The following is a 22,389-nucleotide window of genomic DNA, read 5'->3' as shown; positions in this document are numbered from 1 at the left end:
GACCGTCCGGAAGAACGCCCAGGTCAGGGCCGTACGGGGCGAGTCACCCGAAATGGGTGCGCCCGGCAGGCATCTGCCGGGCGCCGCGCCGGAGTACGAGACCCGCTCACCCAGATGATGGATCACACGTAGGCCGAATGATCCATACGCAGTGGATCGCGGGAATCGCAGCGGGATCTTGCCCGGGCGACCGGTCCCCCGGGATCAGGCCAGGGCGACCAGGTCCCGGTAGTCCGCACCCCAGAGGTCCTCGACACCGTCGGGCAGCAGGATGATCCGCTCCGGCTGGAGCGCCTCGACCGCGCCCTCGTCGTGGGTGACGAGCACGACCGCACCCTTGTACGTGCGCAGCGCCCCCAGGATCTCCTCGCGGCTGGCCGGGTCGAGGTTGTTCGTCGGCTCGTCCAGGAGCAGCACATTGGCGGACGAGACGACCAGCGTCGCCAGGGCGAGCCGGGTCTTCTCACCGCCGGAGAGCACCCCGGCGGGCTTGTCGACGTCGTCGCCTGAGAAGAGGAACGAGCCGAGCGTCTTGCGGACCGCGACGAGGTCGAGGTCGGGCGCCGCGGAGCGCATGTTCTCCAGGACGGTGCGATCCGGGTCGAGGGTCTCGTGCTCCTGGGCGTAGTAGCCGAGCTTGAGCCCGTGCCCCTCGATGATGTCGCCCGTGTCGGGCTTCTCGGCGCCGCCGAGGAGGCGCAGCAGCGTGGTCTTTCCTGCGCCGTTGAGGCCGAGGATGACGACCCGGGAGCCCTTGTCGATGGCCAGGTCGACGTCGGTGAAGATCTCGAGCGAACCGTAGGACTTGGACAGCCCCTCGGCCATCAGCGGGGTCTTGCCGCACGGCGAGGGATCGGGGAAGCGCAGCTTGGCGACCTTGTCGGAGACCCGCACGGCCTCCAGACCCGAGAGCAGCCGGTCGGCGCGCTTGGCCATGTTCTGCGCGGCGACGGTCTTGGTGGCCTTGGCGCGCATCTTGTCGGCCTGCGCGTTGAGTGTCGCGGCCTTCTTCTCCGCGTTCTGCCGCTCGCGCTTGCGGCGCTTCTCGTCCGCCTCGCGCTGCTGCTGGTAGAGCTTCCAGCCCATGTTGTACACGTCGATCTGCGAACGGTTGGCGTCGAGGTAGAAGACCTTGTTGACCACCGTCTCGACGAGATCGACATCGTGGGAGATCACGATGAAACCGCCGCGGTAGGTCTTGAGGTAGTCACGCAGCCAGACGATCGAGTCCGCGTCCAGGTGGTTGGTGGGCTCGTCCAGGAGCAGGGTGTCGGCGTCCGAGAACAGAATGCGGGCGAGCTCGACACGGCGGCGCTGACCACCGGAGAGCGTATGCAGGGGCTGGCCGAGCACCCGGTCGGGCAGGCTGAGCGCGGCGGCGATGGTGGCGGCCTCGGCCTCGGCGGCGTATCCGCCCTTGGTGAGGAACTCCGTCTCCAGGCGTTCGTACTTCTTCATCGCCTTGTCGCGGGTGGCGCCCTGGCCGTTCGCCATCCGCTCCTCGTTCTCACGCATCTTGCGCAGGATCTCGTCGAGTCCGCGGGCGGAGAGGATGCGGTCGCGGGCCAGGATCTCGAGGTCGCCGGTGCGCGGGTCCTGCGGGAGGTAGCCGACCTCACCGCTGCGCGTGATGGTGCCGCCGGCCGGGGTTCCTTCGCCGGCGAGGCACTTGGTGAGGGTGGTCTTGCCCGCTCCGTTACGGCCGACCAGGCCGATGCGGTCGCCCTTGGCGATACGGAAGGAGGCGGACTCGATAAGCATGCGGGCGCCGGCGCGCAACTCGATGCCGGAAGCGGTGATCACGGAAAAACTCCAGGGCGGTATGGACGGCGGAGGGACGGTAACGGACTCACGACTCGACGCCGTCTAATGCACAAGGAGAATTGCCATGGAGCTCATTCTACTGGCGGTGTCCACCCGCTTTTCCGCGTGCTCCCGCCTGTCACCGCACCACAACGACACGTGGCACAAGGGGGCATCCCATGCCGTACTGGCCGATACGCGGCGCAGGACGGCAAGGGTGCCGTGCCACAGCCGGAGCAGAGGGTGGTCCGCCCCATGCAGTTCGACGACGACGCCGACCTGGACACGTCCGAGGTCCAGGATGTGCGCGGCAGCCGGATCCCGGGCGGCAGGGCCACCGTGGGCGGCGGCATCATCGGCGTCGTCGCGCTGCTCCTGGGGCACTTCTTCGGCGTCGGCCCGGACCAGCTCGGACTCTCCTCGGGCGACCCCGACACGACCGCGACCACGTCGTCCGCCGCCCAGGTCCAGCAGAGCTGCCTGACGGGCGAGGACGCGAACACGAAGGACGACTGCCGGACCGTGGCGGTGGTCAACAGCGACACGCTCCGTTGAACCGCCGCCCCCGGGGCGCGTTGTCGGTGCCCGATGGAAGACTGAGACGCAGATCACAGCAAACCGGTGGGAAAAGGAGAGGGTGAGCGCCATGGCAGGCACGGGCGGTGTACCGACGATCTACCCGACGATTCTGTACGACGACGCGAAGGCCGCGATCAGGACGCTGACCCAGGCCCTGGGTTTCACGGAGGAAGCGGTCTACGAGGGGAAGGACGGCAGCGTGCTGCATGCCGAGCTGTCCTGCGGCAACGGCAGGGTGATGCTCGGCTCCAGGGGACGCGAAGGCGTTTTCGCCAAGGCGATGGCGGGGGCGGGACCCTCCGGGGTGTACGTCGTGGTGGACGAGGTGGACGAGCACCATGCGAGGGCCGTGGAGCACGGCGTGGAGATCCTGATGCCGCCCACCGACCAGGACTACGGCTCGCGTGACTACGTGGCGCGGGACGCGGAGGGCAACGTCTGGAGCTTCGGGACGTACGCCCCGGGGTCGGCGGGCTGACCGCCTCCCCCGGAGCTCCGCGTTCCGTGCTCAGGTACCGCCGGTGTGCACCTGGAAGGCCGCCCGGCGTACGGCCTTGGCGAGGGCCGGGTCCGGGTGGGCGGCGGCCAGAGCGACCAGCACCTGCACGGTGCGCGGGTGTCCGACGGCACGGACCTCGTCGAGCAGAGCCGGGACCGTGCCCTGGACGGCGGAGTCGAGGTGGCGGACCAGGAGCCCGGTCTCGCCGTGATCCGCGACCGCCGCGGCGGTGTCGATCCAGAGCCAGGTGGCTTCCTCACGGCTGAGGACGTCCTGGGCGTCGTCCGGGTCGGCGCCCTCGTACTCGGCGAGCCAGAGCAGGGCGTAGGGACGAAGCGGCGGTTCGGTGACGACGGTGCGCACCACGGGCTCCGCGGGAGCGCCGACGACACGCAGCGCCTCGAAGGCGAGACCGCGCAGCAGGGCGTCCTCGCCCCGGGCGACGGCGAGCAGTTCGGTCACTGCGCTGCCGACGGTCCGGGCGGCGAGCCAGGCCCGGTATTCGGCGCGGGCAGGTCCGGGGGTGAGCCGAGCGCAGCCGAGCAGCATGTCGGCAGCGGACTGCTCGATGTTTCCGGCCGGGCTCTGGGCGGCGACGCAGATCTGTTCCAGCTTGACCCAGACCGCCCAGTTGCCCAGGGGGGTGAGCGTGGCGTGTCCGGCTCCGAGCGTGAGCGCGCCGACGGCGGCGAGGCCTTCGAGGGCCCAGTCGAGCAGGAGCGCGTTCAGGTCCTCGGGCTGCCCGTCGGCGGGGCTGCCGGGGGCGGGCTGCTGCGGCGGCCCGTACGGCACTTCGCACCGCTCCTCGTGGAGTTCCGCGACGCGCTGGCCGAGGAGGTCCAGGAGCGCGGGCACGGTGACGGAGCCGGCCGAGAGCTGCAGGAGCGAGAGCACCTGGGGTACCGCCTCGACGGCTTCGGCGACCGCGGTGGCCTCGATGCCTTCGGGTGCGGCGTGGACGAGCGACCAGGCGTCGAAGAGCGCCACCCAGCCGCGCAGCACGGCGGAGTCGTCCCGGTCCCAGGCGCGCAGCCTCCAGCCGGGGCGCGCGGTGTCGCCGTGGAGTTCGATCAGCCCGGCAAGCCTGGCCCGGTCCCAGCCGGTCTGTATCTGAGCCGGGGACAGTTCCAGCGCCGCCGCGGCCCGTTCCAGGGCATGGGTGGCGAGCGGGGCCGCCCCCGGGCTCGCGCCGTCGGCGGCCCAGTGGGCGATCCGCACGGCGTGGGCCAGCACGGCCCTGGCCTGGCGTGCCAGTTCCGCAGGGGGCGGTGTGCCCTCGGGTGGGCGGGGGGCCGGCCTGGTGCGCCGGGTGGTCACGGCCTTGCGGGCGGTGGCAAGGGGTCGCGGGCGGACAAGTCGCAGCCTGGAGTCGCGCGGGGTACGGGACGTCACGGGGAGCAGTCTTGCCTCTGACGGCCCGAAAGCCCAAACGGAAGCCGGATCCCATGGCTACGGGAGGGCTTCGGCCCCGGTCACCAACCGGGCCGATCCCTCCCATCAGCTCACATCAGGGGCGTGAGGAAGCGCCGGAGGGCCTCTTCGTAGCGTGCCGGATCGGCATTCCACATCGCCGCATGCGGAGCCTGCGCCACGGGGTGCAGGGTGACCAGGTCGGGACGTCGCGCGGCCAGTTCCTGGGAGGGCTGCCAGGGGGCCAGGGTGTCGTCGGGGCCGTGGAAGATCAGTGTCGGGGCGTGCAGGGCGGTCGGCACGGAGGTGTCCAGCAGCCGGGCGCCGTGCAGTCCGGTCTGGCCCTGGGCGGCCCTGACGGCAAGAGGCAGGAGCGCGGCGGGGATGCCGCGGGCAACGGCCAGGGCACGCAGGGTGACCTTCCAGTCCAGGACCGGGGAGTCCAGGACGAGACCGCTGATGCGGTCGCGGAGTGCGGAGTTGACGGCGGCGTGCAGGGCCATCGATGCGCCGGAGGACCAGCCGTGGACGACGACGCGCTCGGCCCCGTAGCGCACGGCGTATCGGATGGCCGCGTCGAGGTCGCGCCATTCGGACTCGCCGAGGTGGCCGAGCCCGTCGGGCGAACGGGGTGCTCCGGCGTCACCGCGGTAGGCCAGGTCGAGCACCGGGAGCTGCTGGGCCTGCAGGAATCCCATGACGTTCATGGGGTGTTCCCGGGTGGTGCCGAGGCCGTGCACGGTGATCACCCAGGTGTCGCGGGCGCCGGGCAGGAACCAGGCGGGCAGGGCGCCCAGCTCGCCGGGGATCTCGACCTCCTTGTACGCGAGGCCGAGTGCGCCGAGCGGGTCGCCGCTGTGGAGCTCGGGGGTGATGCGGACCTTGGCGCCCGGTTCCAGGCTGCCCCGGGTGACGCGTTCCAGCCTGCGCACGACGGTGTCGGCGGAGTCGTGCGGTGCCTGCTCGACGACCGGGCCGACGACCGCGTGGACGTCGCGGCCCACCAGTCCGTACGTACCGGGGCGCAGGGCGGCGAAGGAACGGGTCAGGGTGACCTGCCCGGCCGCGGTGGCGTGCACGGTGAGTCTGCGGTCGGCGGGGAAGGGACGTGGTGACGGAGCCCCGAGGGCGGCGTCGCTGGCGTAGCGGCCGGCCGCGACCGCTGCCGCACCGACGCCGAGGATCGTAGTGACGGCCGCTGCCGCCGCTGTTGCCGGGCGCACGGCTTCAGTGTCCTGGGCAGCGGCGCGGCCTGCCAGCGGGGAGGGGCCGTCCGGTACCGGACCCGGGCTCAGCCGGGCTGGCCGTACCCCTTCAGGGCGTCCGTCACCTCTCGCAGCTGGGCCGGGGAGAGCAGGGTCGGGTGGTGGCCGGGCACGGAACTCGCGGTGAGCCAGAGCCTGCACATCCATTCGAGCTGGGCCGTGCGGTCGTAGGCCTCGTCGAGGGTGTCCCCGTAGGTGACCGTTCCGTGGTTCTGCAGCAGGCAGCCGGTGCGGTCGCGCAGTGCGGTGAGCATGTTCTCGGCGAGCTCCCGCGTCCCGTACCGGGCATAGGCGGCGGTGCGGACGGGGCCGCCGAGCATGGCGGCGGCGTAGTGCACGAGCGGGACCTCGGTGACGAGGGTGGAGACGGCCGTGGCGTGGACCGCGTGGGTGTGCACGACGGCGGCGGCGTTGCTGTTGTTGTAGACGGCCAGGTGGAGGGGGAGCTCGCTGGTCGGGGTCATGTCGCCGAGGACCTGACGGCCTGCGAGGTCGACGCCGACCGCGTCTCCGGGGCCCAGCCGGTCGTAGGGCACTCCGCTGGGGGTGACCAGGACGACGCCGCCGACCCGCGCCGACACATTGCCGGAGGTACCGACGACCAGCCCGTCCGCAGCCGTCCTGCGGGCCGTCGCGACGACACCGTCCCACACCCGCTCGATCGCGTCCTGATGCTGATCGCTCATGCGGAGATCCTAGGTCGACGGGCCGTTCGGCCCGATCCGTTGCGGAGCACGTGACCGAAGTCTCTTCAATGGGGCAAATCCGGCAGACCGTGCGTGCCCCGGAACCCGGTGACGGCCGGTCCCCGCAGCGCCGCGTGGCTGCGGGGCCACCCCCGCGCGCACACAAGCGGAATGGCTATTCGCGCTTGGAGTCACCGCACCGCCCTGCTCAGTTCATCTTCCGTTCATCCAGGTTGCTTACGTTCCTACAGCCACTGACGTCGAACGATTGCCTGGGTAAATGGAACACATCACGCTGCTGCTCGCGATCGTGATCGTGACAGCTCTCGTGTTCGATTTCACGAACGGTTTCCACGACACCGCCAACGCGATGGCCACCACCATCTCGACCGGCGCCCTCAAGCCCAAGACAGCGGTGGCCATGTCCGCCGTTCTCAACCTCGTCGGCGCGTTCCTGTCGGTGGAGGTCGCCAAGACGATCTCCGGCGGGATCATCAATGAGAACGGCCTCAGAACCGAGGTCATCTTCGCGGCGCTCGTCGGCGCCATCCTGTGGAATCTGATGACCTGGCTGGTCGGTCTGCCCTCCAGCTCCTCCCACGCACTCTTCGGCGGCCTCATCGGCGCCGCGGTGATGTCGGCCGGCTGGTCCTCGATCAACGGCGGCACCGTCGTCACCAAGGTCCTCCTGCCCGCGATCGCAGCCCCCCTCGTCGCCGGTCTGGCCGCACTGCTGGCCACGAAGCTGACGTACCGCCTCAACCGGAAGATCACCGACGAGGCCCAGCTGAAGTCGACCGCCAAGGGGTACCGGGCCGGCCAGATCGCCTCCGCCGGTCTCGTCTCGCTCGCCCACGGCACCAACGACGCGCAGAAGACGATGGGCATCATCACCCTGGCCCTGGTCACCGGCGGCGTCCTCGCCCCCGGCTCCAACCCGCCGGTCTGGGTCATCGCCTCCGCCGGTCTCGCCATCGCGATGGGCACCTACCTCGGCGGCTGGCGCATCATCCGCACCATGGGCAGCGGCCTCACCGACCTCAGGCCGCCGCAGGGCTTCGCCGCCCAGACCAGCGCGGCCACGGTCATCCTGGCCTCCTCGCACCTCGGCTTCTCCCTCTCCACCACCCAGTCCTGCTCCGGTGCCGTGATGGGCGCGGGCCTCGGACGCAAGGGGGGCGTGGTCCGCTGGTCCACCGCCACCCGCATGTTCATCGCCTGGGGCCTGACCCTGCCGGCCGCCGGTCTGGTCGGCGCGGGCGCGGAATTCCTCACCAAGCAGGGCCCCTGGGGTGTCGGCGTGGTCGCCGTGCTCCTCGTCTCGGGCTCCGGTGCCATCTGGATGCTGTCGCGCCGCAAGCCCGTCGACCACACCAACGTCAACGCGACGGACGCCGAGCCCGCGGGCGTCGTCACCACCGCCATCGCGGCCGTCAGCCCGCCGCCCGTCGGCTCCGGCATCCCGGACCTCAAGACCACCATTCCGGCCCCGGCCCCGGCGGCCGGAACCCCGGCCGACCCGGCCCGACCGGCCACGGTGTAAGGACAGATCCGTATGAACATCGACTGGGCAGCTCTCGCCTCCGTCTTCGGCGTCAGCCTCGTGGTCACCGTCGCGCTGGTCGGCCTCTTCACCCTCGGCATCATCGGCCTCTCCAAGCAGGCGTCGACGGCTCCGGCCGGCGGATCTCTCACGCTGGCGCGCACCGGCGCGTACGCCTGCTTCGGGCTGTGCGCGGCGGCGGTCGCCTACGGGATCTACCTGATCGTCGCCTGACCACCCGGCGCTTCCCCGCCGCCTCGTCACATCGGGCCGGACACACCACCTGTGTGTCCGGCCCGATGTGCGTCTGCGCACACTGCGCTCCTGCAGGTCAACGGCAGGTTGACGGGCGTTCACGGGGCGTGGTGGACTGCCGGTGCCATTTACGGCGACAGGAGAGGAAGCCGGTGCGAATCCGGCGCGGTCCCGCCACTGTCACCGGGGAGCAGTCCCCCACACGGAAGTCACGGTCCATCACGGACTGGAAGGCCGGGGGAACTGCGGATCCGGAAGCCAGGAGACTCTCGTCGCCGGTCACGTCGAACCAGGGCGCGGACCCTGAGTTAAGGACATCTGCCATGCCTGGCTGCCGTGCGTCGGTCCCTGTGTCACCCGCTGCGAAGGTCCTTCGAGGCACGACGGCCGGCTGAACCGTGCGAGCCGACCGCATCTTCGCGTACGGCGCCACCGCCGGTCTGATCGGCGACCTGCTGCTCGGTGATCCCCGCCGGGGCCACCCCGTCGCCGCCTTCGGGCAGGCCGCAGCAGGTGTCGAGAGCCGGCTGTGGCGCGATCACCGCGGCTGGGGCGCCCTGCACGCGCTGGTCTGCGCCGGAGGCGCCGCGGGCGCCGCCGCACTGGCCGCCCGTGCCGTACACAACCGCCCCGCCGCGGCGGTGGCACTGACCGCCGCCGCCACCTGGTCCGTCATCGGCGGTACGTCGCTGGGCCGGGAGGCCCGCGCCATCGGCGGTGCGCTCGCCGCAGGTGACATCGAGGTGGCCCGGGAGCGGCTGCCGCATCTGTGCGGCCGTGACCCGTACTCCCTCGACGGCCAGCAGATCGCCCGTGCGGTGGTGGAGTCCGTCGCCGAGAACACCTCCGACGCCGTCGTCGGCGCTCTGGTGTGGGGCGCCATCGGCGGTGTCCCGGGCCTGGTCGGGTTCCGGGCCGTCAACACCCTCGACGCCATGGTCGGCCACAGGTCGCCGCGCCACCGGCGCTACGGCTGGGCCTCGGCCCGGCTCGACGACCTGGTCGGCTGGCCCGGTGCCCGCCTCACCGCCGTGCTCGCCGTGGCCGCCGGCGGGCGCCCGCGCGAGGCCGTACGGGCCTGGCGGGCCGACGCGGGCAAGCACCCGAGCCCCAACGCGGGCCCGGTGGAGGCATCGTTCGCGGGTGCGCTCGGCGTACGCCTCGGCGGGACACTCGCGTACGGCGGGCGGGTCGAGCACCGGCCCGTACTCAACGGGGAGAGCGGCCGGGACGTGCGGGTCACGGACATCGAACGCGCGGTGCGGCTGTCGCGCCGGGTGAGTGTGCTGGCCCTCGGCGTGTGTGCGGCCGCGCGGCTGGCCGCAGGACGGAAGGGTCGGGCATGAGCGGTGGACAGGGCGGCGGGCTGCTGGTCGCGGGAACCACCTCGGACGCGGGCAAGAGCGTCGTCACGGCGGGAATCTGCCGGTGGCTGGTGCGCCGGGGGGTGAAGGTCGCGCCGTTCAAGGCGCAGAACATGTCGCTGAACTCGTTCGTCACCCGCGAGGATGCGGAGATCGGCCGCGCCCAGGCGATGCAGGCGCAGGCCGCCCGGGTGGAGCCGAGCGTCCTGATGAATCCGGTGCTGCTCAAGCCCGGCGGTGACCGTTCCAGTCAGGTGGTCCTGATGGGGAAGCCGGTCGGCGAGATGAGTGCGCGCGGCTATCACGGGGGCCGTCAGGAAGCACTGTTCGGGACGGTCGTGGACTGCCTGGAGCAGCTCCGGGGCACGTATGACGCCGTGATCTGCGAGGGGGCGGGCAGTCCGGCCGAGATCAATCTGCGGCGCACGGACATCGTGAACATGGGTATCGCGCGGGCCGCCCGCTTCCCGGTGCTGGTCGTCGGGGACATCGACCGGGGCGGTGTGTTCGCGTCGTTCTTCGGTACGACGGCGCTGCTGAGCGCCGAGGACCAGTCGCTGGTCGCCGGGTACCTCGTCAACAAGTTCCGCGGCGATGTGTCGCTGCTGGAGCCGGGCCTGGACATGCTGTACGAGCTCACCGGGCGCCGTACGTACGGGGTGCTGCCGTTCACCCACGGCCTCGGCATCGACGAGGAGGACGGGCTGCGGGTGTCGATGCGCGGCGCCGTCCGGGAGTCCGTTGTCGCGCCGCCGCACGGGCAGGACGTGCTGCGGGTCGCGGTGTGCGCCGTGCCGCTGATGTCGAACTTCACCGATGTGGACGCGCTGGCGGCCGAGCCGGGTGTGGTGGTGCGGTTCGTGGACCGGGCCGAGGAGCTCGCCGACGCGGACCTGGTGATCGTGCCCGGTACCCGCGGCACCGTGAAGGCACTGGCGTGGCTGCGCGAACGGGGGCTGGCCGACGCGCTGCTGCGGCGGGCCGCCGAGGGGCTTCCGGTGCTGGGGATCTGCGGCGGGTTCCAGGTGCTCGGCGAGTCCATCGAGGACGAGGTGGAGTCGCGGGCGGGGCTGGTCGACGGGCTCGGGCTGCTGCCGGTACGGATCCGGTTCGGCCGGGAGAAGGTGCTGGGCCGGCCTGTCGGGTCGGCGCTCGGAGAGCCGGTGGAGGGGTACGAGATCCATCACGGGGTCGCCGATGTGCGCGGCGGTGAGCCGTTCCTGGACGGATGCCGGGTGGGCTCGGTGTGGGGGACGCACTGGCACGGGTCGCTGGAGAGCGATGCGTTCAGGCGCCGGTTCCTGGCGGAGGTGGCGCTGGCGGCCGGGCGGCGGTTCGTGGCGGCTCCGGACACGAGCTTCTCGGAGCTGCGGGAGGAGCAGCTGGACCGGCTGGGGGATCTTGTCGAGGAGCATGCGGATACGGATGCGTTGTGGCGGCTGATCGAGGCGGGAGCGCCGAGCGGGCTGCCGTTCGTGCCGCCGGGGGCACCGCGGGCGGAGGGGCCGGTGGTGGGGGCGGGGACGCCTGCGGCGGGCTCTGTTCCCCACCCCGCCCCCACCCTTGACCGGGGCTCCGCCCCGGACCCCGGTCATCGAGCGCCGGACAGATCCGATGTGGTGCCCCGGGACGCGGGGCGCACGCCCCACGGGCTCGATCTCGCAGGGCGGACGCCTGATGGGGCCGGAGCAGTTGTGCACGTGACAGAGGAGGCACCGTGAGTACCCCGTATCCCTTCACCGCCATCGTCGGGCAGGACGACCTGCGGCTCGGGCTGTTGCTGAACGCCGTCAGTCCGGCCGTCGGCGGCGTTCTCGTGCGGGGCGAGAAGGGCACCGCCAAGTCCACCGCCGTGCGGGCGCTCGCCGCGCTCATGCCTGAGGTGTCCGTGGTCTCCGGGTGCCGGTTCTCGTGCGATCCGGTGGCGCCCGACCCGGCGTGTCCCGATGGTCCGCATGAGACCGGGACCGGCGTGTCGCGTGCCGCTCGGACCGTGGAGCTGCCCGTCGGCGCGTCCGAGGACCGCCTCGTGGGTGCGCTGGACATCGAGCGGGCGCTCTCGGAGGGGGTCAAGGCCTTCGAGCCGGGGCTCCTGGCCGACGCGCATCGCGGGATCCTCTACGTGGACGAGGTCAACCTGCTCCACGACCATCTGGTGGACCTGCTGCTGGACGCGGCGGCCATGGGTGCCTCGTACGTCGAACGCGAAGGCGTCTCCGTACGGCATGCGGCGCGGTTCCTGCTGGTCGGGACGATGAACCCCGAAGAGGGTGAGCTGCGCCCGCAGTTGCTGGACCGCTTCGGCCTGACCGTCGAGGTGGCGGCCTCCCGGGACACCGATCAGCGGGTGGAGGTCGTGCGGCGGCGGCTCGCGTACGACGACGATCCGGCCGGGTTCGCCGCCCGGTGGGCGCAGGAGGAGGGCGCGTTGCGGGCACGGATCGCCGCCGCGCGTGTCCTGTTGCCCGAAGTGGTCCTCGGGGACGGCGTGTTGCGGCAGATCGCGGCGACGTGCGCCGCGTTCGAGGTCGACGGCATGCGTGCCGACATCGTCATGGCCCGCACCGCGACCGCGCTGGCCGCGTGGGCGGGGCGCGACGAGGTCACCGCCGAGGACGTGCGCCGGGCCGCACTCCTGGCGCTCCCCCACCGGCGGCGCCGCAACCCCTTCGACGCCCCGGGGCTGGACGAGGACAAGCTGGACGACACCCTCAGGGACGCGGCCGACGACGCGGACGGGGGCGATGACGATCCGGAGCCCGACGGGCCCGGTGGCGGTGGTCTGCCTCCTCAGGGGGGCGGTCCCGACGCGGAGGGCGGTCCGGGCACGGAGAGCGGTCCCGACGCGGAGAACGGTCCCGACGCGGAGAACGGTCCCGGTACCGGCCGTCCCGAGGCGCCCGCGCCGGCCGGCGGCGGGGAACAGCAGCCCGTACGTGCCTCGGAGCCGTTCCGTACGAAGATGCTCAGCGTGCCCGGTCTCGGCGAGGGCGCGGCCGGGCGGCGGTCCCGGGCGCGTACCGAGCACGGGCGGACGACCGGGGCGCGGCGGCCCGAGGGCACGCTGACGAAGCTGCACCTCGCGGCGACCGTGCAGGCGGCGGCGCCGCATCAGCGGGCGCGCGGGCGGTCCGGTCGCGGTCTCGTCGTACGGCGTGACGACCTGCGGCAGGCGACACGGGAGGGGCGCGAGGGGAACCTGGTGCTCTTCGTGGTGGACGCCTCGGGGTCGATGGCGGCCCGGCAGCGGATGAGCGCCGTGAAGGGCGCCGTGATGTCGCTGCTGCTGGACGCCTACCAGCGGCGGGACAAGGTGGGCCTGGTGACCTTCCGCGGCAAGGACGCCGAGGTGGTGCTGCCGCCCACCTCGTCGGTGGACGCGGCGGCGGCGCGACTGGAGTCGCTGCCGACCGGTGGGCGCACCCCGCTGGCCGCCGGACTGCTGAGGGCGCACGACGTACTGCGGGTGGAGCGGCTGCGCGATCCGTCCCGGCGGCCGCTGCTCGTCGTGGTGACGGACGGCCGGGCGACCGGTGGTCCGGACCCGGTGGCGCTGGCCGCGCGGGCCGGCCGGCTGCATGCCGCCGAGGGCACGGCGTCCGTCGTCGTGGACTGCGAGTCGGGGTTCGTACGCCTCGGGCTCGCCGCACAGCTCGCCCGCGATCTCGGGGGCAGCGCGGTCACGCTCGACGAACTGCGCGCCGACTCGATCGCCGGGCTGGTCAAGGATGTACAAGCAGCCGGGAGGGCCGCGTAATGCCACAGGGACAGCCTGTATCGGTGCCGGACGACGGGCTGACGACACGTCAGCGGCGCAATCGTCCGCTTCTCTTCGTCCACACGGGCATCGGCAAGGGCAAGTCGACGGCCGCCTTCGGGCTCGCGCTGCGGGCCTGGAACCAGGGCTGGCCGATCGGGGTGTTCCAGTTCGTGAAGTCGGCGAAGTGGAAGGTCGGCGAGGAGAACGCGCTGAAGGTGCTCGGGGCGAGCGGCGAGGGCGGCACCGTCGACTGGCACAAGATGGGCGAGGGCTGGTCGTGGGTCCAGAGGGACAACCAGCTGGACAACGAGGAGAAGGCCCGCGAGGGCTGGGAGCAGGTCAAGCGTGACCTGGCGGCGGAGACGTACAAGCTGTACGTGCTCGACGAGTTCGCCTATCCGATGCACTGGGGCTGGATCGACACCGACGAGGTCGTCGAGGTGATGCGCGACCGCCCGGGGACGCAGCATGTCGTGATCACCGGGCGCAACGCTCCCCGGAAGCTGATCGAGGCCGCCGATCTGGTGACCGACATGTCGAAGGTCAAGCACCCGATGGACGCAGGCCAGAAGGGCCAGAGGGGCATCGAGTGGTGAGTGTTCCTCGTCTGGTCATTGCTGCACCGGCCTCCAACAGCGGCAAGACCACGGTCGCCACGGGGCTGATGGCGGCCTTCACGGGGCGCGGCCTCGCCGTGTCCCCGCACAAGGTGGGCCCCGACTACATCGACCCGGGGTACCACGCGCTGGCCACCGGCCGCCCGGGGCGCAATCTGGACGCGTACATGTGCGGTCCTGAGCTGATCGCCCCGTTGTTCGCGCACGGGTCGGCCGGTGCTGACCTGGCGGTCGTCGAGGGCGTCATGGGGCTGTACGACGGCGCTTCGGGCCAGGGCGAACTCGCCTCCACCGCCCAGGTGTCGAAGCTGCTCCGGGCTCCCGTCGTCCTGGTCGTCGACGCCTCCTCGCAGTCCCGTTCGGTCGCGGCCCTGGTGCACGGATTCGCCTCCTGGGATCCGGAGGTGCGGATCGGCGGGGTGATCCTCAACAAGGTGGCGTCCGACCGGCACGAGGCCCTGCTGCGGGATGCGCTCGAGGAGACCGGCCTGCCGGTGCTGGGGGCACTGCGGCGGGCGCCGCAGGTGGTGACGCCCTCACGCCATCTGGGTCTGGTTCCGGTGGCGGAGCGGCAGACCGAGGCCGTCGACGCCGTACGGGCGATGGCGGAACGGGTGCGGGCGGGCTGCGATCTGGACGCCCTGCTGGCGCTGGCCCGTTCGGCGCCCGCGCTGCCCGACGAGGTGTGGGAGCCGGAGCAGCATTCCGTCGAGGGGGTACGGCCGGTGGTGGCCGTGGCGGGCGGGGCCGCGTTCACATTCGCGTACGCCGAGCATGCCGAGCTGCTGACGGCCGCGGGCGCGGATGTGGTGGTCTTCGACCCGCTGCGCGACGAGAAGCTGCCCACGGGCACTGCGGGGCTGGTCATCGGGGGCGGCTTCCCCGAGATGTACGCGCCGGAGCTGTCGGCGAACGAGCCGCTGCGCAGGGCGGTGACCGAACTGGCCCTGTCCGGTGCCCCGGTGGCAGCGGAGTGCGCGGGGCTGCTGTATCTGGCCCGTGAGCTGGACGGGCGTCCGATGTGCGGGGTGCTGGACGCCTCGGCCCGGATGTCCGAGCGGCTGACGCTCGGCTACCGGCAGGCGGTGGCGGTGTCCGACAGTGTGCTGGCGGCGGCGGGGACGCGGCTGCGCGGGCACGAGTTCCACCGGACCGTGCTGGAGCCGGGTGCCGGTGCCACCCCTGCCTGGGGCATGCACCAGCCGGAACGGCGGGTGGAGGGCTTCGTCCAGCAGGGTGTGCACGCGAGCTATCTGCATACGCACTGGGCGGCGTCGCCCGGCGTGGCCCGCCGGTTCGTGGAGCATTGCCGCGCATGAGCACGGCGAGAGGCCCCAGGTCATTCCGCGATGCCGACCACCAGCCAGATGAAGCCCACTCCGGCGACGGTGCACAGCAGCGTGGAGCGGGCCGGGTGGTCGTGGTGCGCCTCGGGCAGGATCTCGGCGGCGGCGAGGTAGAGGAGCGCCCCGCCGAAGAAGCCGAGATAACAACCGAGCAGTTCCTCCGGAAGAGTGAACAGCAGGGTGGTCGCCGCGCCCACGATCGGGGCCAGGGCGTCCGCGTACAGCATCAGGAGGGCCTTGCGGCGGGCGTTCCCGTAGAGGCTGGTGATCGTGTAGGTGTTGAATCCGTCGGCGAAGTCATGGGTGATGACCGCGAGTGCGACGGCGGCGCCCATGCCGCCGCCGATCTGGAAGGCGGCACCGAGCGCGATGCCGTCCATCAGGCTGTGGCCCACCATCGCGGCCGCGGCCGTCATCCCGACCTGCGGCACCCTTTCCTCGCTCGCACCATGTGCCGCCTGGCGTACGGCCAGTGAACGCTCCACCACATGGGCCACCAGGAAGCCGCCCACGAAGAGCAGCAGCGCGGCGGGGACACCGAAGACCGCTCCGCCCGCGGCCTCCACCGCTTCGGGCAGCAGATCGAGACCGACGACGCCGAGCATCAGCCCGCCCGCGAGGCCGAGCACCAGGTGACGGCGGTCGGTGACGCGTTGAGCGACCCAGCCGCCCGCCAGGGTCATCAGGAACGCGCCGAGCGCGACGAACACCGCCATGGGCCCTTGCTAGCCGATCCACCCCCGGGCCCGCATCTCAGGCAGCACTGACCTGCCACCGTGAAAAGGACTCAGTTCATGACCCGGACCGCACTCGTTGTCGGTGTCGGTGCCCGCCGGGGCGTCACGGCCGAGGAGGTCCTCGGGCTGATCCGGGAGGCACTGAGCGCGGCCGGGCTGCCGGCCGCCGATGTGGTGGAGCTGGCCACGCTCGACACGAGGGCGGACGAACCGGGGATCGCCGGTGCGGCAGCACGGCTCGGGGTGCCGGTGCGCTCGTTTCCCGCCGCGGTGCTGGCCGCCGTCCGCGTACCGAACCCCTCGAGGGCGCCGCAGGACGCCGTGGGCACACCGTCGGTCGCGGAGGCTGCCGCGCTTGTCGGTGCGGACGAACTCCTCGTCACGAAGCGGAGGTCGGCGTCGGCAACCTGCGCGGTGGCCCGCCGGAGCGCACATTGGTCGACTTCTGTCGGCACCCCGGCGTCGACGAATGGCGCTGAGCCGTTCACCATGGCTGCCATGCTGCCCCCCACGAAGCACATCGACAGCGCCGGGCCCGACTTGCGGCACCACGGCGACGCGGAAGTACGCGGCCTGGATCTGACCGACCTCGCCGTGAACGTACGGACCGGTACGCCCCCGGACTGGCTGCGGGAGCGGATAGCCGCGTCGCTGGGCTCGCTGGCCGCCTATCCGGACGGACGTCAGGCCCGCGCGGCGGTGGCCGCACGGCACGAACTGCCCGAGGAGCGGGTCCTGCTCACCGCGGGTGCGGCCGAGGCCTTCGTGCTGATCGCACGGGCGTTGCCGGCCCGGCGGCCGGTCGTCGTGCATCCGCAGTTCACCGAGCCGGAGGCCGCGCTGCGTGCGGCCGGGCACGAGGTCGGGCGGGTTGTGCTGCGCCCGGAGGACGGCTTCCGGCTGGATCCGTCGGCGGTGCCCGAGGACGCGGATCTGGTGGTGGTCGGCAATCCGACCAACCCGACGTCCGTGCTCCATCCCGCGGGCGTACTGGAGCAACTGGCGCGGCCCGGGCGGACGCTGGTGGTCGACGAGGCGTTCATGGACGCCGTCCCGGGCGAACGGGAGGCGCTGTGCGGGCGCGAGGACGTTCCCGGGCTCGTCGTACTGCGGAGCCTGACCAAGACCTGGGGTCTGGCAGGGCTGCGGATCGGCTATGTGCTGGCGGATCCGGCGACGATCGCTCTGCTGCAGGAGGCACAGCCGCTGTGGCCGGTGTCGTCCCCCGCGCTGGCGGCGGCGGAAGCCTGCATGGAGCCGCGTGCGCTGGTGGAGGCGGCCGATGCGGCCGACCGTCTCGTGGTGGACCGGGCACATCTGCTGGCCGGACTCGCGGAGTTCAGTGAGGTACGGGTGGTGGAGCCGGCCGCGGGGCCGTTCGTTCTCCTGCGGGTGGAGCGGGCGGACGAGGTGAGGGAGAGGCTGCGCTCACGGGGGTTCGCCGCGCGACGCGGTGACACGTTCCCCGGGCTGGGCAGTGAGTGGCTGCGGCTGGCCGTGCGCGACCGGGTGACGACCAACAGATTCCTGCAGGCGCTCGACCTGGCGCTGCAGGGGCTGCCCCGGAGAACTGCCGGCTGACGGACACGGGGGCTTCGCCCACGGGGCGGGGAGCGGTGTTCCGTCACACGAACGCCGCTTCCCGCCCCGCCCCCAGGTCCCCCTCGGCGGCTCAGCTCCCGGCGCGCCTGCGGGCGACGATTGTGGCACCGGCGCCGACCGCCAGCAGAAGGGCCGCGCCGCCTGCGACGTACGGGGTCGAGGAGCTGGAGCCGGTCTCGGCGAGGTCGCCGCTCCCGGATGCCTGGACCGCGTCGGAGCCGGTCTGGGGCTTCACGTCGACGGCATCGCCCTTGTCGCCCGTGCTGCCGGTGTCGCCGGATCCTCCGTCACCGCCGGTCGATCCGCCGGTGCCGCCCGTCGATCCGCCGGTGCCGGCGGTGGAACCGCCGTCCTGCGAACCTCCGTCGCCCGAACCGCCGTTGTCCGAACCGCCGTTGTCCGAACCTCCGTCGCCCGAACCGCCGTTGTCCGAACCGCCGTCACTGGCACCGCCGTCCTCCGAGCCGCCCGTGCCCTTCGGTGTCTCGCACGTCGCCTCGGCCAGCGTGACCTCTCCCTGCACATCGGCGACGTTGAGCTTGAGCGGGTTCACGGACACGCGCAGCTGCAGCGCCGTCGCGGCGGCCGTCCGTGAGGTGGTGCGGGTCTTCGACAGATCGAGGGTCACCTCGCCGACGCCCGGCACCTCGACCTTCGTCGGACCGCCCGAGGTCAGCCTGATCCGCTTGCCGAGCACCGAGACATGCCCCAGCACGTTCGACTCCGCGACCGGCTTCTTCCCCACCTCACAGACCGCCTTGGAGGTGACCTTCTCGATCTCGATGAGCGAGAGCCGTGGCAGTCCCGGCACGTGCACCCGAGCCTTCACGACGTTGGTGTACCCCTCGGCCCTGCGCCTGTCGACGGTTGCGTTCGCGGTGGCCACATCGGCCTTCAGCACGTGGACCGGGCGCCCCCGCTCCGCTCCGTCGAGCTCCACGCTGAGCGCGGTCTTCTCTGCACTCGCCGGTGCCTGCACCTCGTTCAGCGTGGCCTTGAGCGGTACCTCGACCGACTTGTTCAGGAGCGAGACATCGAGTGCGGCGCGGAGCACGACCGCGCTCGCCTTTCCGTGGCCGTCCGGGGTGGCCGGTGCCGTCCCGGTGGCGGCCTGTGCGGGGACGGCGACCAGCAGTGCGACGGGCGCGGCAGCGACCGCCAGGGCAGCCAGACGGAAGGTGTTGCTGTTCAAGATGGTGGAACCCCCACAAGAGACATGGAGCCCTCCGGCGCCGTCAATGGGGGACATCGCGTGCGCCGAGGACCTCGACTCCGTGAATCTTTACGCACAGAGGGTGAACTGACAGACACCTGGCGTCAGTTCACTCCAAAGGGGGGTTTTCGTGTACACATTCGAATATTCCGGCACAGGAGTTCCCCGGAGTCACTCGTTTCGCCGAGCGCGGGCGGCGCGGTCACCGACCGAGCCCAAGAACGCACCGGGGTGCTTCAACGAGTGGGCGACGACCGGGTCACTGCCGGTCAACACGGCACCACCCCGGCCGGTCAGTCGATCACCCGCCCGTTGAGCACCACCCGCCGCGGCTCCGCCAGCACGCGCACGTCCGCCCGCGGGTCCTCGTCGTACACCACCAGATCCGCCGGAGCCCCCTCCTCCAGCACCGGCCGGCCGAGCCACTGCCGCGCCCCCCAGGCCGTCGCGGAGAGTGCCTCGAGGGGCGGGATGCCCGCCTTCACCAGTTCGGCGACCTCCGCCGCCACCAGGCCGTGGGCCAGCGAACCGCCCGCGTCCGTGCCGACGAAGACCGGGATGCCCGCGTCGTACGCCGCACGCACGGTGTCGTAGCGGCGCTCGTACAACTGCCGCATGTGCGCGGACCACTGGGGGAACTTGGCCTCGCCGCCCGCCGCGAGATCGGGGAACGTGGCGATGTTGACCAGCGTCGGGACGATCGCCACGCCACGCTCCGCGAAGAGCGGAATGGTGTCCTCGGTCAGCCCCGTCGCATGCTCGATGCAGTCGATCCCGGCCTCCACCAGGTCGCGCAGGGCGGCCTCGGCGAAGCAGTGAGCGGTGACCCGGGCCCCGAGGCGGTGCGCCTCGGCGATGGCGGCCTCGACCTCGCCGCGCGGCCAGCATGCGGTCAGATCCCCGGCGTCGCGGTCGATCCAGTCGCCGACCAGCTTCACCCAGCCGTCACCGCGCTTCGCCTCCTGTGCGACGTACGCGACCAGGTCACCGGGCTCGATCTCATGGGCGAAGTTCCTGATGTACCGGCGGGTCCTGGCAATGTGACGGCCTGCCCTGATGATCTTCGGCAGGTCCTCGCGGTCGTCGATCCACCGGGTGTCGGAGGGCGATCCGGCGTCCCGGATGAGCAGCGTGCCGGCCTCCCGGTCGGTGAGGGCCTGCTTCTCGCTGGTCGCCGCGTCGACGGGCCCGTGGTGGTCGAGGCCGACATGGCAGTGCGCGTCGACGAGACCGGGCAGGGCCCAGCCGGTGACGGTCACCGCGTCGTCCGCGCCCGGCGGCCGCTCGTAGGTGATCCGCCCGTCGACGGCCCAGAGCCCGTCCCTGACGTCGTCGGGGCCGACGAGCACCCGCCCCTCGATCCGCAGCACCGGCGCCACCTCGTGATCATTCATGGGAGGCACTGTACGAGGCGGGGGACAAGGGCTCCAGGGCGCGCTGGGTACCCTCGACGCACGCGCTGACCGCAGCTGGACCGATTCGAAGAGAGCACCACCGTGACACACCCCTTCCTCGACCTTCCCCCGCTCACCGCTGCTCGTTTCGCGGCGATCGAGCGGCGGGTGGCCGGCCTCCTCGCCACCGAGCAGGACGTCGTCATCATGCAAGGCGAGGCGCTGCTGCCCCTCGAAGGCTGCATCCGGGGCGGGGCCGGGCCCGGTTCGACCGCACTGAACATCATCACGGGCCCCTACGGCCAGACCTTCGGGAACTGGCTGCGCGACTGCGGCGCCGATGTCGTCGATCTCGCGGTGCCCTTCCACATGGCGGTCACCGCCGAACAGGTCGCACAGGCACTGGCCGCACGCCCGGAGATCGACTTCGTGTCACTGGTGCACGCCGAAGCCGCGACCGGCAACACCAACCCGGTCACGGAGATCGGTGAGGTGGTCCGGGCCCACGGCGCACTGTTCATGCTGGACGCCGTCGCGTCGGTGGGGGCGGAGCCGCTGCTGCCGGATGTCTGGGGCGTGGATCTGTGTGTCATCGGCGCCCAGAAGGCGATGGGCGGCCCGGCCGGGGTGTCGGCGGTGTCGGTGAGCGAGCGGGCCTGGAAGCGGATCGCGGCCAACCCGCAGGCCCCGCGGCACTCCTACCTCTCCCTCCTGGACTGGAAGACGCGCTGGATCGACGGTGGGCGCAAGGCACTGCTGCACGCTCCCGCGCAGCTGGAGATGCTGGCGCTGGAGGCTTGTCTGGAGCGGATCGAGGCCGAGGGCCTGGACACCCTGACGGCCCGGCACGCCTCGGCCGCGGCGGCGACCCGGGCGGGCGTCCTGGCGCTCGGCGGCGGGCTGGAGCCGTACGTCCACGACGCCCGTGACGCGGCGCCGGTCGCCACGACGCTGCGCACCCCGGAGGGTGTCGACGCAGCCGCCCTGGTCGAGCGGGCGCTCGCGGCCGATCCTTCGCTGCCGCTGATCGCGGGCGGCGGCGCACTGTCCAAGGAGATGATCCGGGTCAACCACTACGGCGTGGACGCATCGCCGGGCGCGGTGCAGTCCTCGCTCGCCGCTCTGGGTGCCGCGCTGGCCGGCGCCCGCCGGACGGCCGACCCCGAGGCTGCCCGCAGGGCCGTATCGGAAACCTGGCCGGGTCGCTGAATTCAATCGGCTCCACAGTCGGCCGGTTAAATAAATGAATAAGGGGAGCTGCTTTATCGAGAGCAGCTCCCCGCAATCTTCTGCCCGCTTTCCCCTTCCCTAAACACCCCAGTTCCCACGTGGTCCACCTGCGCAATCCGAACGCGTGTCACGAGAGTTACGACCCTGTGACCGACTCCACAGAGACTGCGTTATGCCGGATAAATTCCGGTCAAAGGGTGAGAAAACGCCCTCCTTTCCGGCTCGGATCGCGCCCGCGTGATAACACAGCAAGACCTCTCGCCCAACCCCCTGCGTCGATGCAATTTTGATTTTTGCTGGGTAAATTCAATTCGCATGACCGCAGCACCAGCAGACTTTGCACGTGCCCGAAGCGAATTCCTTAGGATCGACACCCCGCGAGTGGAGGACGGAGCCGCGATCTGGCGAATTGCCCGCGACTCCGAGGTCCTGGACCTCAACTCCTCGTACAGCTACCTGCTGTGGTGCCGTGACTTCGCGGCGACCTCCGTGGTCGCGCGCGACGAGAACGGCGAGCCGATCGCCTTCGTGACGGGATACATCCGCCCCGACCGCCCCGAGACGCTCGTCGTCTGGCAGGTGGCCGTCGACCACGCCCACCGCGGGAAGGGACTGGCCGCCACGCTGCTGGACGCCCTGACCGCGCGTGTCGCCGCCAACCAGGGCCTGGATTCGGTCGAGACGACCATCACCCCGGACAACACCGCGTCCGACCGGCTGTTCACCTCCTTCGCACAGCGCCACGACGTGCCCCTGGAGCACGAGGTGCTCTTCGACGGCGGGCTGTTCCCCGAGGGAACACACCTGCCGGAGGTGCTGTACCGCATCGGTCCGCTCCACGCGTAGGGACTGAACCCGCCCCCCGCCCGGGGCATGCCTCACCCGCCGCCCGTCACACCCCCCTCGAGCAGGAGATTCGCTGTGACCATCACCCCGCCCGCCCTGAGTGTCTTCGAGACCCTGGAGTCGGAAGTACGGAGCTACTGCCGCAGCTGGCCCGCAGTGTTCGACCGTGCGCAGGGCGCCCGGTTGACGGACGAGGACGGACACTCGTACCTGGACTTCTTCGCCGGTGCCGGATCGCTC

General features: G+C 71.7%; 18 protein-coding genes, 2 pseudogenes and 1 riboswitch. Of the genes and pseudogenes, 13 read left to right on the top strand and 7 right to left on the bottom strand.

Going from position 1 to position 22,389, the window contains the following annotated elements:
* Window positions 1-204: 204 nt before the first annotated feature.
* On the bottom strand, window positions 205-1,803 hold the full coding sequence (locus ACFWBQ_RS34785) for an ABC-F family ATP-binding cassette domain-containing protein (protein WP_385506664.1): 1,599 nt from the start codon (window positions 1,801-1,803) through the stop codon (window positions 205-207).
* A 255-nt stretch (window positions 1,804-2,058) separates the two neighbouring features.
* On the opposite strand from ACFWBQ_RS34785, the pseudogene ACFWBQ_RS34780 reads away from it, so the two are divergent.
* Together ACFWBQ_RS34780 and ACFWBQ_RS34775 are read left to right on the top strand one after the other, a co-directional pair.
* Window positions 2,059-2,343: pseudogene (locus ACFWBQ_RS34780) on the top strand (hypothetical protein); the annotation flags it as partial.
* Window positions 2,344-2,449: 106 nt separating this feature from the next.
* On the top strand, window positions 2,450-2,860 hold the full coding sequence (locus tag ACFWBQ_RS34775; RefSeq protein ID WP_385506734.1) for a VOC family protein: 411 nt from the start codon (window positions 2,450-2,452) through the stop codon (window positions 2,858-2,860).
* A gap of 30 nt (window positions 2,861-2,890) precedes the next feature.
* Here the strand turns inward: ACFWBQ_RS34775 and ACFWBQ_RS34770 are convergent, their stop codons facing one another.
* The 3 genes from ACFWBQ_RS34770 to ACFWBQ_RS34760 all read right to left on the bottom strand — a co-directional run bounded on the left by ACFWBQ_RS34770 (window position 2,891) and on the right by ACFWBQ_RS34760 (window position 6,242).
* Window positions 2,891-4,198: a hypothetical protein gene (locus ACFWBQ_RS34770; RefSeq protein ID WP_385506733.1), complete on the bottom strand. Its 1,308-nt coding sequence runs from the start codon at window positions 4,196-4,198 to the stop codon at window positions 2,891-2,893.
* A gap of 185 nt (window positions 4,199-4,383) precedes the next feature.
* Window positions 4,384-5,514, bottom strand: coding sequence for an alpha/beta hydrolase (locus ACFWBQ_RS34765; RefSeq protein ID WP_385506661.1), 1,131 nt, complete (start codon window positions 5,512-5,514; stop codon window positions 4,384-4,386).
* 68 nt (window positions 5,515-5,582) lie between these two features.
* Window positions 5,583-6,242 carry a class II aldolase/adducin family protein gene (locus ACFWBQ_RS34760; protein WP_385506658.1) on the bottom strand — a complete coding sequence of 220 codons (660 nt, stop codon included), beginning with the start codon at window positions 6,240-6,242 and terminating at the stop codon, window positions 5,583-5,585.
* 280 nt (window positions 6,243-6,522) lie between these two features.
* Between ACFWBQ_RS34760 and ACFWBQ_RS34755 the strand changes: the two genes are divergently transcribed.
* The 7 genes from ACFWBQ_RS34755 to ACFWBQ_RS34725 all read left to right on the top strand — a co-directional run bounded on the left by ACFWBQ_RS34755 (window position 6,523) and on the right by ACFWBQ_RS34725 (window position 15,100).
* Entirely contained in the window at window positions 6,523-7,785 is a 1,263-nt protein-coding gene (locus ACFWBQ_RS34755; protein WP_385506657.1) for an anion permease, read from the top strand.
* A 12-nt stretch (window positions 7,786-7,797) separates the two neighbouring features.
* Window positions 7,798-8,019, top strand: a complete 222-nt coding sequence (locus ACFWBQ_RS34750; RefSeq protein ID WP_385506655.1) for a hypothetical protein — start codon at window positions 7,798-7,800, stop codon at window positions 8,017-8,019.
* A gap of 162 nt (window positions 8,020-8,181) precedes the next feature.
* Window positions 8,182-8,309, top strand: a riboswitch (cobalamin riboswitch).
* Between the two features lie 129 nt (window positions 8,310-8,438).
* The gene (locus tag ACFWBQ_RS34745; protein ID WP_385506654.1) at window positions 8,439-9,386 is read left to right on the top strand and encodes a cobalamin biosynthesis protein; all 948 of its coding nucleotides are present in this window, start codon (window positions 8,439-8,441) and stop codon (window positions 9,384-9,386) included.
* Complete coding sequence (locus ACFWBQ_RS34740; protein ID WP_385506652.1) at window positions 9,383-11,125, top strand: cobyric acid synthase; 1,743 nt, start codon at window positions 9,383-9,385, stop codon at window positions 11,123-11,125. Before ACFWBQ_RS34745 ends, ACFWBQ_RS34740 begins: the two co-directional genes overlap by 4 nt.
* Entirely contained in the window at window positions 11,122-13,161 is a 2,040-nt protein-coding gene (locus ACFWBQ_RS34735; protein ID WP_385506650.1) for a putative cobaltochelatase, read from the top strand. The genes ACFWBQ_RS34740 and ACFWBQ_RS34735 overlap by 4 nt, the downstream gene beginning before the upstream one ends.
* On the top strand, window positions 13,161-13,760 hold the full coding sequence (cobO, locus tag ACFWBQ_RS34730; protein WP_385506649.1) for a cob(I)yrinic acid a,c-diamide adenosyltransferase: 600 nt from the start codon (window positions 13,161-13,163) through the stop codon (window positions 13,758-13,760). Before ACFWBQ_RS34735 ends, cobO begins: the two co-directional genes overlap by 1 nt.
* Window positions 13,754-15,100: a cobyrinate a,c-diamide synthase gene (locus ACFWBQ_RS34725; RefSeq protein WP_385506647.1), complete on the top strand. Its 1,347-nt coding sequence runs from the start codon at window positions 13,754-13,756 to the stop codon at window positions 15,098-15,100. The genes cobO and ACFWBQ_RS34725 overlap by 7 nt, the downstream gene beginning before the upstream one ends.
* Before the next feature lie 20 nt (window positions 15,101-15,120).
* Here ACFWBQ_RS34725 and ACFWBQ_RS34720 read toward each other — a convergent pair whose 3' ends face one another.
* Complete coding sequence (locus tag ACFWBQ_RS34720) at window positions 15,121-15,843, bottom strand: ZIP family metal transporter (RefSeq protein WP_385506645.1); 723 nt, start codon at window positions 15,841-15,843, stop codon at window positions 15,121-15,123.
* A 78-nt stretch (window positions 15,844-15,921) separates the two neighbouring features.
* On the opposite strand from ACFWBQ_RS34720, the gene cobC reads away from it, so the two are divergent.
* Complete coding sequence (gene cobC, locus ACFWBQ_RS34715; protein ID WP_385506642.1) at window positions 15,922-17,445, top strand: Rv2231c family pyridoxal phosphate-dependent protein CobC; 1,524 nt, start codon at window positions 15,922-15,924, stop codon at window positions 17,443-17,445.
* A 91-nt stretch (window positions 17,446-17,536) separates the two neighbouring features.
* Here cobC and ACFWBQ_RS34710 read toward each other — a convergent pair whose 3' ends face one another.
* Window positions 17,537-18,658, bottom strand: coding sequence for an SCO1860 family LAETG-anchored protein (locus tag ACFWBQ_RS34710; protein WP_385506639.1), 1,122 nt, complete (start codon window positions 18,656-18,658; stop codon window positions 17,537-17,539).
* 314 nt (window positions 18,659-18,972) lie between these two features.
* A complete protein-coding gene (locus ACFWBQ_RS34705) occupies window positions 18,973-20,073 on the bottom strand; it encodes an amidohydrolase family protein (RefSeq protein ID WP_385506635.1) in 1,101 nt (366 codons plus the stop codon).
* A 102-nt stretch (window positions 20,074-20,175) separates the two neighbouring features.
* On the opposite strand from ACFWBQ_RS34705, the gene ACFWBQ_RS34700 reads away from it, so the two are divergent.
* The 3 genes and pseudogenes from ACFWBQ_RS34700 to ACFWBQ_RS34690 form a co-directional block, all read left to right on the top strand.
* Window positions 20,176-21,282, top strand: coding sequence for a pyridoxal-phosphate-dependent aminotransferase family protein (locus ACFWBQ_RS34700; RefSeq protein WP_385506630.1), 1,107 nt, complete (start codon window positions 20,176-20,178; stop codon window positions 21,280-21,282).
* Window positions 21,283-21,618: 336 nt separating this feature from the next.
* Window positions 21,619-22,149 carry a diaminobutyrate acetyltransferase gene (gene ectA / locus ACFWBQ_RS34695; protein ID WP_385506627.1) on the top strand — a complete coding sequence of 177 codons (531 nt, stop codon included), beginning with the start codon at window positions 21,619-21,621 and terminating at the stop codon, window positions 22,147-22,149.
* Window positions 22,150-22,224: 75 nt separating this feature from the next.
* A pseudogene (locus tag ACFWBQ_RS34690) lies at window positions 22,225-22,389 on the top strand (diaminobutyrate--2-oxoglutarate transaminase); the annotation flags it as partial.

The sequence above is a fragment of the Streptomyces sp. NPDC060035 genome (assembly GCF_042736635.1).
In the GTDB taxonomy this organism is placed as follows: domain Bacteria; phylum Actinomycetota; class Actinomycetes; order Streptomycetales; family Streptomycetaceae; genus Streptomyces.
Note: the sequence above shows the minus strand (reverse complement) of the source record. Positions and strands in the feature narration are given on the sequence as shown.

Excerpts from the sequence above, each read along its gene's own strand:
- ACFWBQ_RS34775 (WP_385506734.1), top strand. The coding sequence starts at position 2,450 with ATGGCAGGCACGGGCGGTGTACCGACGATCTACCCGACGATTCTGTAC.
- ACFWBQ_RS34760 (WP_385506658.1), bottom strand. The coding sequence starts at position 6,242 with ATGAGCGATCAGCATCAGGACGCGATCGAGCGGGTGTGGGACGGTGTC.
- ACFWBQ_RS34755 (WP_385506657.1), top strand. The coding sequence starts at position 6,523 with ATGGAACACATCACGCTGCTGCTCGCGATCGTGATCGTGACAGCTCTC.
- ACFWBQ_RS34750 (WP_385506655.1), top strand. The coding sequence starts at position 7,798 with ATGAACATCGACTGGGCAGCTCTCGCCTCCGTCTTCGGCGTCAGCCTC.
- ACFWBQ_RS34740 (WP_385506652.1), top strand. The coding sequence starts at position 9,383 with ATGAGCGGTGGACAGGGCGGCGGGCTGCTGGTCGCGGGAACCACCTCG.
- cobO (WP_385506649.1), top strand. The coding sequence starts at position 13,161 with ATGCCACAGGGACAGCCTGTATCGGTGCCGGACGACGGGCTGACGACA.
- ACFWBQ_RS34720 (WP_385506645.1), bottom strand. The coding sequence starts at position 15,843 with ATGGCGGTGTTCGTCGCGCTCGGCGCGTTCCTGATGACCCTGGCGGGC.
- cobC (WP_385506642.1), top strand. The coding sequence starts at position 15,922 with ATGACCCGGACCGCACTCGTTGTCGGTGTCGGTGCCCGCCGGGGCGTC.
- ACFWBQ_RS34705 (WP_385506635.1), bottom strand. The coding sequence starts at position 20,073 with ATGAATGATCACGAGGTGGCGCCGGTGCTGCGGATCGAGGGGCGGGTG.
- ectA (WP_385506627.1), top strand. The coding sequence starts at position 21,619 with ATGACCGCAGCACCAGCAGACTTTGCACGTGCCCGAAGCGAATTCCTT.